The following is a 15,704-nucleotide window of genomic DNA, read 5'->3' as shown; positions in this document are numbered from 1 at the left end:
CTACGGAGATCGGCTGATCGTTGTGATCTTTTGGCCGCCGCGTATGAACGACCTGTGTCGATTCTGCCTTACCGTACGGGCCCGGGATCCCGGATTTCTCAGTCGCGCAGGTCCACCAGCAGCGGAGGGGCGTGCTCGCCCTTGACGTTCGTGAGCGACAGCACGGCGTGCCCCGGCGGCACCGCGTGCGCCAGTTCGGAGGCGGACCAGCGCTCCCGCTCGACCTGCCGGACGGTGACCGCCCGCGCGGTGGGCGCCTTCCCGGTGATCACCCGGCGCAGCACGTGCACGGCCTTGCCCGCCGGGGTCTCCGCGATGATCTGCCGGTCGGTGACGTCCCGTGTCTCGGTCCACTCCTTGCCCCACACCTCGGCGAAGTCCTGGCCGTCCCACGGGGTGAGCCCGGACAGCGCGACCCGGCATCCGGTGGTGCCGAGCAGCGGGCCACGCAGCGGGCGCGGTACGTCGTCCAGGGTGCGCAGCGTCAGTACGGCTCCGGCGTGTGCCGAGCGCAGCCGCTGGATACCGCGCACGGCCTCCGGCGTCACCACGCCCGTCGCGTCGTCCAGGACCAGGCAGGCGAACAGCGACCGGTCCTCCCGTACCGACACGCTCGCCGTGAACTGGGCGAGGACCAGCCGCGCCAGGATCCGGGAGGCGTCCGCGTGCCCGCGTTCGGGCAGGTCGACGCGGACCCGCACGGGGTGGTCGAGCGCCTTGAGCGAGAACGGCCGGGACTGTCCGGAGGTGTCGAAGAACCCGGCGAAGGCGGGGCGGTCCAGCAGCGCCACCCGGTCGGCGAGCACCGCGGCCACGTCTCCCGGGTGGCCAGACTGGCGCTCGCGGGCGTCGAGCTCACGCAGCAGGGAGTCCTGCCCGGAGTTCTCCAGCGCCGTACGCAGCTCGCTCATCGGGCCGGGCGCGCCGTCGAGGAGCTGGCGCAGTTCGGGTACGGAGGGGAAGCGGCCGTGGACGGCGCGGAACGGTCCGAGGAGCTGGCCCAGCACGGTGGTGGAGCGCCGGCTGTCGCTGCCTGGGTGCCCATCAGCGAGATCCCCGACGAGCGCCTCGGCCAGTACGGCCGCGGCCTCGTCGGGGTCGGTGGTGCCGCCGTACAGGTCGAGGTCGTGGACGGAGTCCGGGTTTCCGATGCGTACGACGACGTCGTAGGCGTCGGCCGGGCCGAGCCCGGCGCCCGCCGCGCCGACCACGACGACGGCGGCCCGTCCCGCGAGCGCGTGCAGGCACAGCGACTCGGCGAGCGGACGGACGACGGTGCCGGTCTTGCCGGAGCCCGCCGGGCCGACGGCAAGGAGCGAGGTGCCGAGCAGGTCGGGGCCGAGGGCGAGGCCGGTACCGCGGTAGGCGTAGGGGTTGCGGGGGTCGTCGGCGGTGGTGCCGAGCCTGACCTGGCCGGTGATCAGGTCGTGGCGGGCGAGCCGGGCGGGCAGATCACGTTCCCCCGACGGGTGCAGGCAGGCGGCGGCGCCGTCCCTGAGCACGGCCGAGGTGAAGGTGGCCAGGTCGTGCCGGCCGCTGCGGACGCCCTGCCAGGCGCGTGCGATCCGGGCGTGGTCCACGTCCCGCATCAGACCGGAGCGCGCGTCGGCGGCGAGCCGGTCGGCGGCGTCGGCCGCGCCGGCGGCACGCAGGGCGGGCCATGCGGCGGGGTCCTGCTCCGCCACCGGCTGGCGCGGCTGCTCCGGGGCGGCGCTCCGGCGCCAGGCGGGCGGCCCGTAGCGGCGCCAGATCTCGCCCCAGCGCCCGAGCCGGCCGACGCCGACCATGATGATCAGCGCGATGACGACGTAGTAGGCGTACACGGCCACGACGGCGCCGAAGCTGTGCGGCTCGGCCCAGGAGTCGGGGATCATCGCGTACAGCGGGAGCAGCCACCAGCCGCCGAGGTAGCCGTTCCACAGCAGCGACCAGATCAGCCATCCCACCAGGAAGGCGATCAGCGCCCCGCTGATCAGCTGGCGGCCGGGGATGACCTCCGGCTCCTCGTCGGGCCGCGGCCGGTGGCCGAAGCGCCACACGCCGGGTGCCGCCTCCGGCCGGGGCGTGCGCAGCCAGGCGAGGAAGGCGGACCCGTCCGGCCGGGGTGGCGCCGACGGCCTCGGCGGCACGGCGGGGGGTTCCGGCGGCCCGGCCGGCCGCGGCACCGGGTTCGCCTGTGCGCGCCGCGCGTCCTGCGTCCCGTCGCTGTCCATCGCCCTTGCCCCCTGACCAGCCGCTCCGTCCACCATCAGCGAGCCAATCTAACGCCCCCGCAAGGGCAGTTCGGCGATTGCGCGCCGGGGTGGTGCCGACGCGTTCTCCCCTCGCCATGTCCACCACGGACAAGCCGTTCTCGCGACACCGCCCACATGGAGCATGCCCCCACCCCATTCCCGGCTCTAGCCTGCGAAGAAACAAGGCAAGCGTCCGAAATCCCCACCCGGAACATCCGGCTTGTCCGGAAGTGGCCGGTATGCAAGATCATCAGGGAGCCCTCATGACCGCAATCCCGCAGGAGCGCCGCGTCGTCACCGCCATCCCCGGCCCGAAGTCGCAGGAGCTGCAGGCCCGCCGTACCGCCGTGGTCGCCCAGGGCGTGGGCTCCGTGCTGCCGGTGTTCACCGCCCGCGCGGGCGGCGGGATCATCGAGGACGTCGACGGCAACCGCCTGATCGACTTCGGTTCCGGTATCGCGGTGACGTCGGTCGGCGCCTCAGCCGAGGCCGTCGTACGCCGCGCGAGCGCCCAGCTCGCCGACTTCACGCACACCTGTTTCATGGTCACGCCGTACGAGGGCTACGTCGAGGTCGCCGAGGCCCTGGCCGAGCTGACCCCGGGTGACCACGCCAAGAAGACCGCGCTGTTCAACTCCGGCGCCGAGGCCGTCGAGAACGCCGTCAAGATCGCCCGCGCGCACACCAAGCGCCAGGCCGTCGTCGTCTTCGACCACGGCTACCACGGCCGCACCAACCTCACGATGGCGCTGACCGCCAAGAACATGCCGTACAAGCACGGCTTCGGCCCGTTCGCGCCCGAGGTCTACCGAGTGCCGGTGGCCTACGGCTACCGCTGGCCGACCGGCCCGGAGAACGCCGGTCCGGAGGCGGCCAAGCAGGCCATCGACCAGATCAGCAAGCAGGTCGGCGCGGACAACGTCGCCGCGATCATCATCGAGCCGGTGCTGGGCGAGGGCGGCTTCATCGAGCCGGCCAAGGGCTTCCTGCCGGAGATCGTGAAGTTCGCGAACGACAACGGCATCGTCTTCGTCGCCGACGAGATCCAGTCCGGCTTCTGCCGCACCGGCCAGTGGTTCGCCTGCGAGGACGAGGGCATCGTCCCCGACCTGATCACGACCGCCAAGGGCATCGCGGGCGGCCTGCCGCTCGCCGCCGTCACCGGCCGCGCCGAGATCATGGACGCCGCGCACGCCGGCGGCCTGGGCGGCACCTACGGCGGCAACCCGGTCGCCTGCGCCGGCGCGCTGGGCGCCATCGAGACGATGAAGGAGCTGGACCTCAACGCCAGGGCGAAGGACATCGAGGCGGTCATGAAGAGCCGCCTCTCCGCCATGGCCGAGAAGTTCGACATCATCGGCGACATCCGCGGCCGGGGCGCCATGATCGCCATCGAGCTGGTCAAGGACCGCGCCACCAAGGAGCCGAACCCCGAGGCCACCGCCGCGCTCGCCAAGGCCTGCCACGCCGAGGGCCTGCTGGTCCTGACCTGTGGCACCTACGGCAACGTGCTGCGCTTCCTGCCGCCGCTGGTCATCGGCGAGGACCTGCTGAACGAGGGCCTCGACATCATCGAGCAGGCCTTCGCGCGCATCTGAGCGCGGGACTGTTCATCCTTGAGCCCACGGCAGGGCGTGTGAAGAACGTGTGCGAGGTGGATGGCGGGTCGGGAATCCGTCTGTCGCACCCGTCGGCCCTGTCGTAGGTTCTTCTCAGTTGAGAGATACACCCCACCCGCGGGGAACCGCGGGTGACAGGGCGAGGCCTCCCCAGCTTCGACCTGGTCGTGCCCTCGCGCACACCCCGGAGCCCTCGGTTCCGGATCTCCTCACCGATCGGACGGTCGCCCGCCCCAAACCCCCCGGGGCGTGCGACGTTCCGGTCCGGACGGCCGCCTGGGAGCGGTACGCCCCTGAAGGGCCGGCGCACATCCCCCCCCCTTGCGCCGGCCCTTCCGCGTGTCCGGCGCCATCAGTGGTCCAGACCTGTGTCGCTCCCGCGGCGCCACCTGCGAAGCTGGTCCCCGTGTTTCCTCTGCTGCTCGCCCTGCCCGCCCTCCTCTTCTTGCTGATCACCTGGCAGGTCGTCGCCGACGGTCCGCTGGTGCGGCTGGACGAGCGGCTCAGCGTCGCGCTCGTCCGGCCGGACCGGCTCTCCGAACTCCTCGCCGATCTGGGCAACGTCCAAGTGGCCGTCCCCGTGCTGGTCCTGGCCGCCGGGTACACCGCCTGGCGTGCCCGGGACACGGGGGCGCCACGCTGGTGGCTGCCGGGCACGGCCGCCGTCGTCCTGATGACGCTGGTGCCCGCCCTCGTCGTCCCCCTCAAGGAGCTGACCGACCGGCCCGGTACGCCGGCGGTCCCGCCGGCCACCGGCTATTACCCTTCCGGCCACACCGCCACCGCCGCGATCGCCTACGGCTGCGCGGCCCTGCTCCTCCTCCCGCGGCTGCGCTCGGTGGCCACGCGCCGCGCGCTGGTCGCCGGGTGCGCCGCCGTGGTGCTCGGCGTCTCGTGCGGACTGGTGCGCCGCGGCTACCACTGGCCACTGGACGTCGTGGCCAGTTGGTGCCTCTGCGCGGTGCTGCTGGCGTGCTACGTGCGCGTCCTCAGCCGAAGTAGCCGTCGAACGTCCGCTGGAACTCCCAGTTCGAGAACCGGTCCCAGTTGATCGACCACGTCATCAGGCCGCGCAGGGCGGGCCAGGTGCCGTGGGTGGCGTACCCCCCGCAACTGGTCCGCTTCGTCAGGCAGTCGAGGGTCTTGACGACCTCGGCCGGCGGGACATGACCGTTCCCCGCGTGCGTGGACGCCGGCATGCCGATCGCGACCTGGTCCGGGCGCAGCGGCGGGAAGACGTCGTTCTGGTCGCCGGCGACGGGGAAGCCGGTGAGCAGCATGTCGGTCATGGCGATGTGGAAGTCGGCGCCGCCCATGGCGTGGTACTGGTTGTCGAGGCCCATGATCGGGCCGGAGTTGTAGTCCTGGACGTGCAGCAGGGTGAGGTCGTCGCGCAGCGCGTGGATCACCGGGAGGTAGGCGCCCGCCCTCGGGTCCTGGCCGCCCCACTTGCCGGTGCCGTAGTACTGGTGACCGAGCTGTACGAAGAAGGTCTCCGGCGCCATCGTCAGCACGAAGTCGTCGCCGTATCGGGCCTTCAGGGTCTTCAGTGCCGAGATCAGGTGCACGATGACCGGTGTCTTCGGGTTCTTGAAGTCGGTGTCGTCGGCGTTCAGTGACAGCGAGTGCCCCTCGAAGTCGATGTCGAGGCCGTCGAGGCCGTACTCGTCGATGATCTTCGAGACGGACGAGACAAAGGTGTCGCGGGCGGCGGTCGTGGTGAGCTGCACCTGGCCGTTCTGGCCGCCGATCGAGATCAGTACCTTCTTCCCGGCCGCCTGCTTGGCCCGGATCGCCGCCTTGAACTCGGCGTCGGACTCGACGTTCGGGCAAGCGGTCACCGGGCACCGCTCGAAGCGGATGTCGCCGGAGGTGACCGAGGTCGGCTCACCGAAGGCCAGGTCGATGACGTCCCAGCTGTCGGGGACGTCGGCGAGGCGGGTGTAGCCGGAGCCGTTGGCGAAGCTCGCGTGCAGATAGCCCACGAGGGCGTGCGGCGGGAGGTCCGGGGAGCCGCCACCGTCCTGCGCGGTGGTCGCGGTCACGGTCGCCGATCTCGCCGACTCCCCGGCGTCGTTGACCGCCGCGACCTGGAAGGCGTACGCCGTCGAGGGGGACAGTCCGGTCACGGTGGCCGAGGTACCGGTCACCGTCCGGACCTTCGCCCCGTCGCGGTACACGGCGTATCCGGTGGCACCCGGCACCGCCGACCAGGACAGGGAGACGCTGGAGGAGGTGACCGAGCCGGTCCTCAGGCCGGTCGGCGCGGCGGGCGGCTGCCCGGTGTCGACGGCCGGTCCGACGAGCGTGATGTCGTCGGCGTGGTAGGCGCCGGTGCCGTACCAGCCGTGCGTGTAGATCGTGACGCGGGTGGTGGCCGGGCCGGTGCGGAAGGTGGTGGTCAGCCGCTGCCAGTCGGGGGCGGACTGGGTCCAGGTGGAGACGTCGGTGGTGCCGGTGCCGGAGGCGCCCAGGTAGACGTAGGAGCCGCGGACGTGGCCGCTGAGCGTGTAGGAGGAGTCGGGCTTCACGGTCACCGTCTGTGCGCACCGGGCGTTGTCGCCGCCTGCCGGGGTCGCCTTCAGCGCGGAGGTGCCGCTGCGCACGGGTGAGCCGACCGTCGTACCGGAGGAGCAGGTCCAGCCGTCGAGGCCGGACTCGAAGCCGCCGTTGCGCACGAGGTCCGCGTCGGCGGCACGGGCGGCCGACGAGAGCGCCGTGACGCCGGACAGGGTCACCGCCGCGGCGGCGAGCAGGGCGAGGGGTCGGAAGCGGTCCACAAGTGCCTCCAGGCAGGGGGGAATTGGAGGGGTGGAGCGCCCACAACTTGGTCCAGACCAATCCTCTTGTCAAGTGTTCCCGCCGGCCGGTCCCCCCTGTTCCGTCGCCAGGCCTGCCGCGGCCTCGTGCATCGCCAGTTCCAGCAGGGCCGGGTCCGTCAGGGTGCCCGAGCCGTCCGGCGGGAACAGCCAGCGCACTCCGCCGGTCGCACGGCCCGGGTACGGGACGACGATCCAGGTGCCGGCGCCGGCGGTGCGGATGCCCGTGCCGAGCCAGCGGGACGCCGTGCCGGGCGGCACGAGGAAGCCCATCCTGGCGTCGCCGAAGTCGACCAGCACCGGGCCGGGCCGGCCGAGGATGCGGGTGAGGACGTCGAGCGTGGGATAGCCGAGCTCGCCCGGCAGGATCAGTACGTCCCAGGCCCGGCCGGCGGGCAGCAGCGCGACCCCCAGGGGGTTGCGCTCCCATTCCCAGCGGCAGGCCACGGGGTCCGGTGCGACGGAGGCCAGCCACTCCACCGCCGCGTTCGCCCCTGTCATGAGGAGACCTCCCTCTCTTCGCGTCGACGCTTCTCGCGTCACCGGAGAGAGGGAGGTCCGGCCCGGGCATTACGCGGGTTGCGGCACCCGGATCGGGTGAACCGGGTCACAGGAGGAAGCGGACGGCACCCTCAGCTGTCGAAGCCGAGCCCGAGCCGGTCCATGGCGCGCAGCCACAGGTTGCGCCGCCCGCCCTGGGCGTCCGCCCGGGCCAGCGACCACTTGGTGAGGGCGATACCGGTCCAGGCGAACGGCTCCGGCGGGAACGGCAGCGGCTTCCTGCGCACCATCTCCAGCTCCGTGCGCTCGGTCCGCTCCCCCGCCAGCAGGTCCAGCATCACATCGGCGCCGAAGCGGGTCGCGCCCACGCCGAGGCCCGTGTAGCCCGCCGCGTAGGCGACCTTGCCGCCGTGCGCGGTGCCGAAGAAGGCCGAGAAGCGTGAACAGGTGTCGATGGCGCCGCCCCACGCGTGGGTGAAGCGGATCCCCTCCAGCTGCGGGAAGCAGGTGAAGAAGTGCCCGGCGAGCTTGGCGTAGCTCTCCGGCCGGTCGTCGTACTCGGCGCGGACCCGGCCGCCGTAGGGGTAGATCGCGTCGTAGCCGCCCCACAGGATGCGGTTGCCGGCGGACAGCCGGAAGTAGTGGAACTGGTTGGCGCTGTCGCCGAGGCCCTGCCGGTTCTTCCAGCCGATCGCCCCGAGCTGCTCTGCGGTGAGCGGTTCGGTCATCAGGGCGTAGTCGTAGACCGGGACGGTGTACGGGCGGACGCGCTTGACGAGGTTGGGGAAGATGTTCGTGCCGAGCGCGACCTTGCGGGCGCGTACCTGGCCGTAGGGGGTGCGCACGGCCATTCCGGCGCCGTACGGCTTCAGCGTGAGGGCGGGGGTGTTCTCGAAGACGCGCACGCCGAGGTCGAGGCAGGCGCGCTTGAGGCCCCAGGCGAGTGCGGCGGGGTTGAGCATGGCGACGCCGCGGCGGTCCCACAGGCCCGCCAGGAACGTCGGTGAGTCCACCTGTGCCCGTACCGCCTCCGCGTCCAGGAACTCCACGCCCTCGGCGAGGCCCTGGCGGTCCATCTCCTCGTACCAGTCGCGCAGTTCCCGCGCCTGGTACGGCTCGGTGGCGACATCGATCTCGCCGGTGCGCTCGAAGTCGCAGTCGATGGCGTACCGGGCGACCGCGTCCTCGATGCCGTCGAGGTTGCGGGCGCCCAGCTCCTGGAGCTTGTGGATCTCGCCGGGCCAGCGGGTCAGGCCGTTGGGCAGCCCGTGGGTGAGGGAGGCGGCGCAGAAGCCGCCGTTGCGGCCGGAGGCGGCCCAGCCCACCTCGCGGCCCTCCAGCAGGACGACATCCCGCCCGGGATCGCGCTCCTTGGCGTTCAGCGCGGTCCACAGTCCGCTGTAGCCGCCGCCGACGACCAGCAGGTCGCAGGTCTCAGCGCCGGTCAGCGCGGGCTCGGGGTGGGGCCTGCCGGGGTCGTCCAGCCAGTACGCGACCGGCTGGGCTTCGGAAAGGGATTTCGTCCAGTTGTCGTTGCCACGGCTCATGGCGCTTGGGGCCATGATTTCAACTCCCTACGAGTGCATTACGCCTTCTGGCGCTTTCGGCGGCTGCCGATGGCCATCGAGGCCAGTACGAACAGTACGGCGATCACGAACATGGCCGTACCGATGACATTGATCTGAACGGGCGTTCCGCGCTGCGCGGAGCCCCAGACGAACATGGGGAACGTGACGGTCGAACCCGCATTGAAATTGGTGATGATGAAGTCGTCGAAGGAGAGCGCGAACGCGAGCAGCGCGCCCGCCGCGATTCCGGGGGCGGCGATCGGCAGGGTCACGCGCACGAAGGTCTGGAACGGACCCGCGTACAGATCGCGCGCGGCTTCCTCCAGCTTCGGGTCCATCGACATCACGCGCGCCTTCACGGCCGTCACCACGAAGCTGAGGCAGAACATGATGTGCGCGATCAGGATCGTCCAGAAGCCCAACTGGACGCCCATGTTGAGGAAGAGCGTCAGCAGCGAGGCCGCCATCACCACCTCGGGCATCGCCATGGGCAGGAAGATCAGCGAGTTGATGGCCCCCCGCGCGCGGAACCGGTACCGGACGAGGGCGAAGGCGATCATCGCGCCCAGCAGCGTGGCGCCCAGCGTCGCCCACAACGCGATCTGGAGGCTGAGGGAGAGCGAGCCGCACAGGTCGGCGACTCCGCACGGGTCCCGCCAGGCGGCGGTGGAGAATTCCTGCCACTCGTAGTTGAAACGGCCCTTCGGCTGGTTGAAGGAGAAGACCGTCACGACGACGTTCGGCAGCAGCAGGAATCCAAGCGTGAACAGCCCCGCGAGGACGACGAGATGGCGCTTGAGCCAGTTGACGAAGGCCATTTAAACCAGATCCTCCGTGCCGGACTTGCGGATGTAGAGCGTCACCATGACGAGAATCGCGAACATCAGGATGAAGGAGAGGGCGGCGGCCGTCGGATAGTCCAGAATGCGCAGGAACTGCGACTGGATGACGTTGCCGATCATGCGGGTGTCGGTGGAGCCGAGCAGATCGGCGTTCACGTAGTCACCGGCGGCCGGGATGAAGGTCAGCAGCGTGCCGGAGACGACACCCGGCATCGACAGCGGGAAGGTCACCTTCCGGAAGGTCGTGAACGGCTTCGCGTACAGATCGTTCGCCGCCTCGTGCAGCCGGCTGTCGATGCGCTCCAGCGAGGTGTAGAGCGGCAGGATCATGAACGGCAGGAAGTTGTAGGTCAGACCGCAGACCACCGCCAGCGGGGTGGCCAGCACGCGGTCCCCGGCGGTCATGCCGAGCCAGCTGGTGACGTCCAGGACATGCAGAGCGTTCAGGGCGCCGACGACCGGGCTGCCGTCCGCGAGGATCGTCTTCCAGGCGAGCGTGCGGATCAGGAAGCTGGTGAAGAACGGCGCGATCACCAGGATCATGATCAGGTTGCGCCAGCGGCCGGCGCGGAACGCGATCAGATACGCCAGCGGATAGCCCAGCAGCAGACACAGGATCGTGGCGGAACCGGCGTACAGCACCGAGCGCAGGAACTGCGGCCAGTACTCGGTCAGGGCGTTCCAGTAGGTGGCGAAGTGCCAGGTGACCTCGTAGCCCTCCTCCAGGGAGCCCGTCTGCACGGAGGTGGAGGCCTGGTAGACCATCGGCAGCGCGAAGAAGACGATCAGCCACAGGATGCCGGGCAGCAGCAGCCAGTACGGCGTGAGTCTGCCGCGCCTGCGCGCCGGCTTCTTCTCCGGTGCGGGCGCGAGGGGCGGTGGCGCCTCGGTGAGCGTCGACATCAGGCGGCCTCCTCCTCGATGCCCGCGTCGATGTCCTGCGTGGCGTCCAGGCCGAAGGTGTGCGCCGGGCTCCAGTGCAGGACGACCTCGGCGCCGGGGGCGAGGCGGCCGTCGCGCTCGACGTTCTGCACGTAGACGGCGAGCTCGGGACAGACGGGGCTGTCGATCACGTACTGCGTCGAGACGCCGATGAAGCTGGCGTCGGCGATCGTGCCGGTGATCCGGTTGCGGCCCTCCGGGATCTCACCGGCGTCGTCCGCGTGGACGAGGGAGATCTTCTCGGGACGTACGCCGACGAGCACCTTGCCGCCGGTCGCCGTGGCCGCGGTGCACCGCCCCGCGGGGAGCGTGAGCTTTCCGCCGCCCGCCTTGAGGACGATGTCGTCGCCCGCGCTGGTGTCGATCTCGGCCTCGATCAGGTTGGAGGTGCCGAGGAAGTTGGCGACGAAGGTGGTGCGCGGGTTCTCGTACAGGTCCGCGGGGGCGCCGAGTTGCTCGACCCGGCCCGCGTTCATCACGGCGACGCGGTCGGCCATGGTCATGGCCTCCTCCTGGTCGTGCGTGACGTGGACGAAGGTGATGCCGACCTCGGTCTGGATGCGCTTGAGCTCCAGCTGCATCTGGCGGCGCAGCTTGAGGTCGAGGGCGCCGAGCGGCTCGTCGAGGAGCAGCACCTTGGGGTGGTTGATCAGGGCACGGGCGACAGCGACGCGCTGCTGCTGGCCGCCGGAGAGCTGGTGCGGCTTCTTGCGGGCCTGCTCGCCCAGCTGGACCAGGTCGAGCATCTCCTCGACCTGCTTCTTCACCGACTTGATGCCGCGCCGGCGCAGACCGAAGGCGACGTTCTCGAAGATGTCGAGATGCGGGAAGAGGGCGTAGGACTGGAACACCGTGTTCACCGGCCGCTTGTACGGCGGCAGCGCGGTCACGTCCTGGTCGCCGAGGAAGACCGTGCCGCGCGTCGGCTCCTCAAGTCCCGCGATCATCCGCAGGGTTGTGGTCTTGCCGCAGCCCGAGGCGCCCAGCAGGGCGAAGAAGGAGCCCTCCGGGATCGTCAGGTCCAGCGGGTGCACGGCGGTGAAGGAGCCGTAGGTCTTGCTGATTCCGGAGAGGCGGACGTCGCCGCTGCTGTCCTTCGTCGTCGTCATCGTCGTCGTCACGCCCCTGTGAGCTTCGCGAACTTCTCTTCGTAGGCCGTCTCTTCCTTCGAGCTCAGGGAGCGGAAGGCGCGAGACTTGGCGGCCATGTCCTTGTCGGGAATGATCAGCGGGTTGTTGGCCGCCGACTCGTCGATCTTGGCGAGCTCCGCCTTCACCCCGTCGACCGGGCACACGTAGTTGATGTACGCGGCGAGCTGCGCGGCCGGTCCGGGCTCGTAATAGAAGTCGATGAGCCGCTCGGCGCTGGTCTTGTGACGGGCCTTGTTGGGCACCAGGAGGTTGTCGGTCGACGTCATGTAGCCGCTGTCGGGGATGACGAAGTCGACGTCCGGGCTGTCCGCCTTGAGCTGCACGACATCGCCGGCCCAGGCGATGCAGGCCGCGAAGTCGCCCTTGGAGAGGTCCGAGGTGTAGTCGTTGCCGGTGAACCGGCGGATCTGGCCCTTGTCGACGGCCTTCTGCATCCGGGCGATCGCCGCGTCGAAGTCGTCGTCGCTGAACCTGCCCGGGTCCTTGCCCATGTCCAGCAGCGTCATGCCGACGCTGTCGCGCATCTCGGACAGGAAGCCGACGCGGCCCTTGAGCTTGGGGTTGTCGAGCAGGTCGGAGACGGAGGTGACCTCGACCCCGTCCAGCGCCTTCTTGTTGTAGGCGATGACCGTGGAGATACCGGTCCAGGGATACGAGTAGGCCCGCCCCGGATCCCAGTCGGGGCTGCGGAACTGCTGGGAGAGATTGGCGTACGCGGTGGGCAGGTTGGACGCGTCCAGCTTCTGGACCCAGCCGAAGCGGATGAGGCGCGCGGCGAGCCAGTCGGTCACGCAGATCAGGTCACGGCCGGTGTCCTGGCCGGCCGCGAGCTGCGGCTTGATCTTGCCGAAGAACTCGACGTTGTCGTTGATGTCCTCGGTGTATTTGACGGTGACGCCGGTGCGCTTCTTGAACTCGTCGAGAGTGGGATGCCTCTTGCCGCTCTCGTCGACGTCCATGTACTCGGTCCAGTTGGAGAAGCTGAGGGTCTTCTCCTTCGCCGAGTGGTCCTCGGACGACACCCCGGAGTTCTGCGCGGCGGGCGGGATGCCGCAGGCGCTCAGCGCTCCCAGGCCGCCGACGGTGAGCGCGCCGCCGGTGGAGGCGCGCAGCAGTGAACGGCGGGTGAGGGAGGCCCTGCCGCTCCGGAGGCTGCGCCGCATCGCGGCCGCCTGCGCCGCGGACGGGCGGTCGGGCTCGTACTGCTCCATGCGCGTGGTGCCCTTTCGGGAGGGGCGGCCGCGGTTCGGGCGGCCTGTCGTGGTTATCGGTCCCCGAAGATCGTGCGGTGCCAGTCCTTGCGAACGACCGCCGTATTGTCGAACATAACGTGCTTGAGCTGCGTGTACTCATCGAACGAGTAGGTGGACATGTCCTTGCCGAAGCCGGACTGCTTGTATCCGCCGTGCGGCATCTCGCTGATGATCGGGATGTGGTCGTTCACCCACACGCACCCCGCCTTGATCTCGCGGGTGGCGCGGTTCGCACGGTAGACGTCACGGCTCCAGGCGGATGCCGCGAGACCGTACGGCGTGTCGTTGGCGAGCCGGATGCCGTCGTCGTCGGTGTCGAAGGGCAGGACGACGAGGACCGGACCGAAGATCTCGGACTGGACGATCTCGCTGTCCTGGGGCGCGTCCGCGACGAGCGTGGGCCGGTAGTACGCGCCCTCCTTGAGCTCGCCCTGGGGCGCCTCGCCACCGGTGACCACGCGCGCGTAGGCGCGCGCCCGGTCGACGAAACCGGCGACGCGGTCCCGCTGGGCGTGTGAGATCAGCGGTCCGAGATCGGTACCGGCGGCGAAGGGGTCGCCGAGCCGGACGCTCTCCATGAGGGCGGCGGTCCGCTCCACGAACGCCTCGTAGAGAGGGCGCTGCACGTACGCGCGCGTGGCGGCCGTGCAGTCCTGGCCGGTGTTGATCAGCGCGCCCGCGACCGCGCCGTTGGCGGCGGCCTCCAGGTCGGCGTCGTCGAACACGAGGAAGGGCGCCTTGCCGCCCAGCTCCAGGTGGAGCCGCTTGACGGTGGCGGTGGCGATCTCGGCGACGCGCCTGCCCACGGCGGTGGAGCCGGTGAAGGACGTCATGACCACGTCCGGGTGGCCCACGAGGTGCTCGCCCGCCTCCTTGCCCGTGCCGGTCACAATGTTGATCACGCCGTCCGGGATCCCGGCCTCGGTCGCGGCCTGCGCGAACAGCAGCGAGGTCAGAGGGGTCAGTTCAGCGGGCTTCAGGACGATGGTGTTGCCCGCGGCGACGGCCGGGAGGACCTTCCACGCGGCCATCTGCAGGGGGTAGTTCCAGGGCGCGATCGATCCGACGACGCCGACGGGCTCGCGACGGACGTACGAGGTGTGGTCGCCGGAGTACTCACCGGCCGACTGGCCCTGCAGGTGCCGGGCGGCGCCCGCGAAGAAGGCGGTGTTGTCGATCGTGCCCGGCACGTCGAACTCGCGGGTCAGCTTCAGCGGCTTGCCGCACTGCAGGGACTCGGCGCGGGCGAAGTCCTCGGCGCGCTCGGCGAGTACGGCGGCGAAACGGTGCAGCGCGTCGGAACGCTCGCCGGGCGTGGCACCGGCCCAGGCCGGGAAGGCCTCGCGGGCGGCGGCCACGGCCGCGTCCACGTCGTCCGGGCCTGCCAGTTCGTAGGTGAAGACCTCCTCGCCGGTGGCCGGGTCGACGACCGCGTGCGTACGGCCCGAGGTGCCCTTCGTCAGACGGCCCGCGATGTACTGGGCCCCGTCGGCGAAAAGGTCCTGGGCGGGGAATCGTTCCGGGGTGCTCTTTCCCGGGTTGTGCATGTCGCTCTCCTCCGCCGTCGCCCCGCTGTCCCTCGGGGCGGGTGGCGTAGCTCCAGCTCGATTTGAGTGCCGATCCTGACAGAGGGGTGGTCGTCCAACAAGTGATTCCGTTGTTGCCTTTTGGTTAAGCAACGGAATCTGTCGACCAGGTGTCGAGTCGGCAGTGCAAAGGAGGGACGGAGTGTCAGTGGTGCCTGCCAGACTCCCATGCATGGAAGAGATCGGGGGAGTGATCGACTCCCGGGAGGCGCTGGTCAGAGCGGTTCGTGCGGGTGCTCACCTCAAGTATCTGCACTTCTGGGGGCACCGGCCCCGTGCGGACGGGCGGCTCGGCGCGAGCTGTCTGAGCCAGTGGTGGCCGGCGCCGTTCACGGTGGACGGAGTGGAGTACGCGACGGCGGAGCACTGGATGATGGCCCGCAAGGCGCGCCTCTTCGCGGACGCGGAGGGGGAGCGGCGCGTACTGACGTCCGGGCATCCCGCCGAGGCGAAGAAGGCGGGGCGGCTGGTGCGCGGCTTCGACGGCGCCGTGTGGGAGCGCGAGCGCTTCAAGATCGTGGCCGAGGGCAGCTTCCACAAGTTCGCCGCCGACGCCGGCCTGCGGGAGTTCCTGCTGGGCACCGGCATGCGGGTCCTGGTCGAGGCGAGCCCCGTGGACCCGGTGTGGGGAATCGGCCTGCCCGCGAACGACGCGGCCGCGAGCGATCCGGAGCGGTGGCGGGGCCTGAATCTCCTGGGGTTCGCGTTGATGGAGGCACGGGAGAGGTTGCGGGCCGGGGGGTGATTAGGGGGCGCTCACGGGGAGCCGGGGGGCGGCGATTCAGGGGGCGGCGCTGTCTTAGGGGGATTGCCGGGAGGCGGCTCGGGCGGACCTGCGGGGGCAGCCACCCAGCGGCATCCCGGGCGGCAACTCATGAGGACCGGCGGGGCGCCGGCCCAGGGGCGCTCAGCCGAGAGGCATCTTTGGCGCCGGGAGGGGCTTCCGGCTGGTGCAGGCCAACCGGATGTCCCGGCTGGGGCACCGGCACAGGGCTTCCGGCCGTGGGGGCCAATCCCCGCGCGAGTTTCCGGCCCGTAGCCAGGATTCAGCTATGCGCGCCAGCTCCAACCCAGGTGTCGGTTGGGGAGACGCCGTACCGCGGGCCTGCAGTTGGTGCGGGCGCCGGCCTCGTGGCCGGCTGGGGCACCCGGGCTACGACCACGCCGAGGCCCGAGCCGGGGGTCGCCC

The 15,704-nt window shown here is 70.6% G+C and carries 12 protein-coding genes; 3 read left to right on the top strand and 9 right to left on the bottom strand.

Translation table 11 applies throughout. The features are described 5' to 3' along the window. Window positions 1-98 precede the first annotated feature (98 nt). Window positions 99-2,213, bottom strand: a complete 2,115-nt coding sequence (locus ACIHCM_RS21825; RefSeq protein WP_399898246.1) for an ATP-binding protein — start codon at window positions 2,211-2,213, stop codon at window positions 99-101. A gap of 284 nt (window positions 2,214-2,497) precedes the next feature. Between ACIHCM_RS21825 and gabT the strand changes: the two genes are divergently transcribed. Both gabT and ACIHCM_RS21815 read left to right on the top strand, forming a co-directional pair. Continuing rightward, on the top strand, window positions 2,498-3,832 hold the full coding sequence (gene gabT / locus ACIHCM_RS21820) for a 4-aminobutyrate--2-oxoglutarate transaminase (protein ID WP_399898244.1): 1,335 nt from the start codon (window positions 2,498-2,500) through the stop codon (window positions 3,830-3,832). Window positions 3,833-4,259: 427 nt separating this feature from the next. Beyond that, on the top strand, window positions 4,260-4,904 hold the full coding sequence (locus ACIHCM_RS21815; protein WP_399898242.1) for a phosphatase PAP2 family protein: 645 nt from the start codon (window positions 4,260-4,262) through the stop codon (window positions 4,902-4,904). Here ACIHCM_RS21815 and ACIHCM_RS21810 read toward each other — a convergent pair. The 8 genes from ACIHCM_RS21810 to ACIHCM_RS21775 all read right to left on the bottom strand — a co-directional run bounded on the left by ACIHCM_RS21810 (window position 4,843) and on the right by ACIHCM_RS21775 (window position 14,476). Further along, complete coding sequence (locus tag ACIHCM_RS21810; RefSeq protein ID WP_399898240.1) at window positions 4,843-6,633, bottom strand: chitinase; 1,791 nt, start codon at window positions 6,631-6,633, stop codon at window positions 4,843-4,845. The genes ACIHCM_RS21815 and ACIHCM_RS21810 overlap by 62 nt on opposite strands. Window positions 6,634-6,702: 69 nt before the next feature. Then, entirely contained in the window at window positions 6,703-7,173 is a 471-nt protein-coding gene (locus ACIHCM_RS21805; RefSeq protein WP_399898238.1) for a hypothetical protein, read from the bottom strand. Between the two features lie 131 nt (window positions 7,174-7,304). Further along, the gene (locus tag ACIHCM_RS21800; protein ID WP_399898236.1) at window positions 7,305-8,735 is read right to left on the bottom strand and encodes an NAD(P)/FAD-dependent oxidoreductase; all 1,431 of its coding nucleotides are present in this window, start codon (window positions 8,733-8,735) and stop codon (window positions 7,305-7,307) included. Between the two features lie 23 nt (window positions 8,736-8,758). Next, complete coding sequence (locus ACIHCM_RS21795; RefSeq protein ID WP_399898234.1) at window positions 8,759-9,559, bottom strand: ABC transporter permease; 801 nt, start codon at window positions 9,557-9,559, stop codon at window positions 8,759-8,761. Next, window positions 9,560-10,486, bottom strand: coding sequence for an ABC transporter permease (locus tag ACIHCM_RS21790; RefSeq protein WP_399898232.1), 927 nt, complete (start codon window positions 10,484-10,486; stop codon window positions 9,560-9,562). Beyond that, window positions 10,486-11,634 (bottom strand): ABC transporter ATP-binding protein, encoded by a 1,149-nt coding sequence (locus ACIHCM_RS21785; RefSeq protein ID WP_399898287.1) that lies wholly within the window; start codon window positions 11,632-11,634, stop codon window positions 10,486-10,488. Before ACIHCM_RS21785 ends, ACIHCM_RS21790 begins: the two co-directional genes overlap by 1 nt. 8 nt (window positions 11,635-11,642) lie before the next feature. Continuing rightward, window positions 11,643-12,887 carry a PotD/PotF family extracellular solute-binding protein gene (locus ACIHCM_RS21780; RefSeq protein WP_399898230.1) on the bottom strand — a complete coding sequence of 415 codons (1,245 nt, stop codon included), beginning with the start codon at window positions 12,885-12,887 and terminating at the stop codon, window positions 11,643-11,645. Between the two features lie 53 nt (window positions 12,888-12,940). Next, window positions 12,941-14,476, bottom strand: a complete 1,536-nt coding sequence (locus ACIHCM_RS21775; RefSeq protein WP_399898228.1) for a gamma-aminobutyraldehyde dehydrogenase — start codon at window positions 14,474-14,476, stop codon at window positions 12,941-12,943. A gap of 211 nt (window positions 14,477-14,687) precedes the next feature. On the opposite strand from ACIHCM_RS21775, the gene ACIHCM_RS21770 reads away from it, so the two are divergent. Beyond that, window positions 14,688-15,260, top strand: coding sequence for an NADAR family protein (locus ACIHCM_RS21770; protein ID WP_399898226.1), 573 nt, complete (start codon window positions 14,688-14,690; stop codon window positions 15,258-15,260). Window positions 15,261-15,704: the final 444 nt, after the last annotated feature.

The organism is Streptomyces sp. NPDC052023, assembly GCF_044548465.1.
GTDB lineage: Bacteria > Actinomycetota > Actinomycetes > Streptomycetales > Streptomycetaceae > Streptomyces.
Note: the sequence above shows the minus strand (reverse complement) of the source record. Positions and strands in the feature narration are given on the sequence as shown.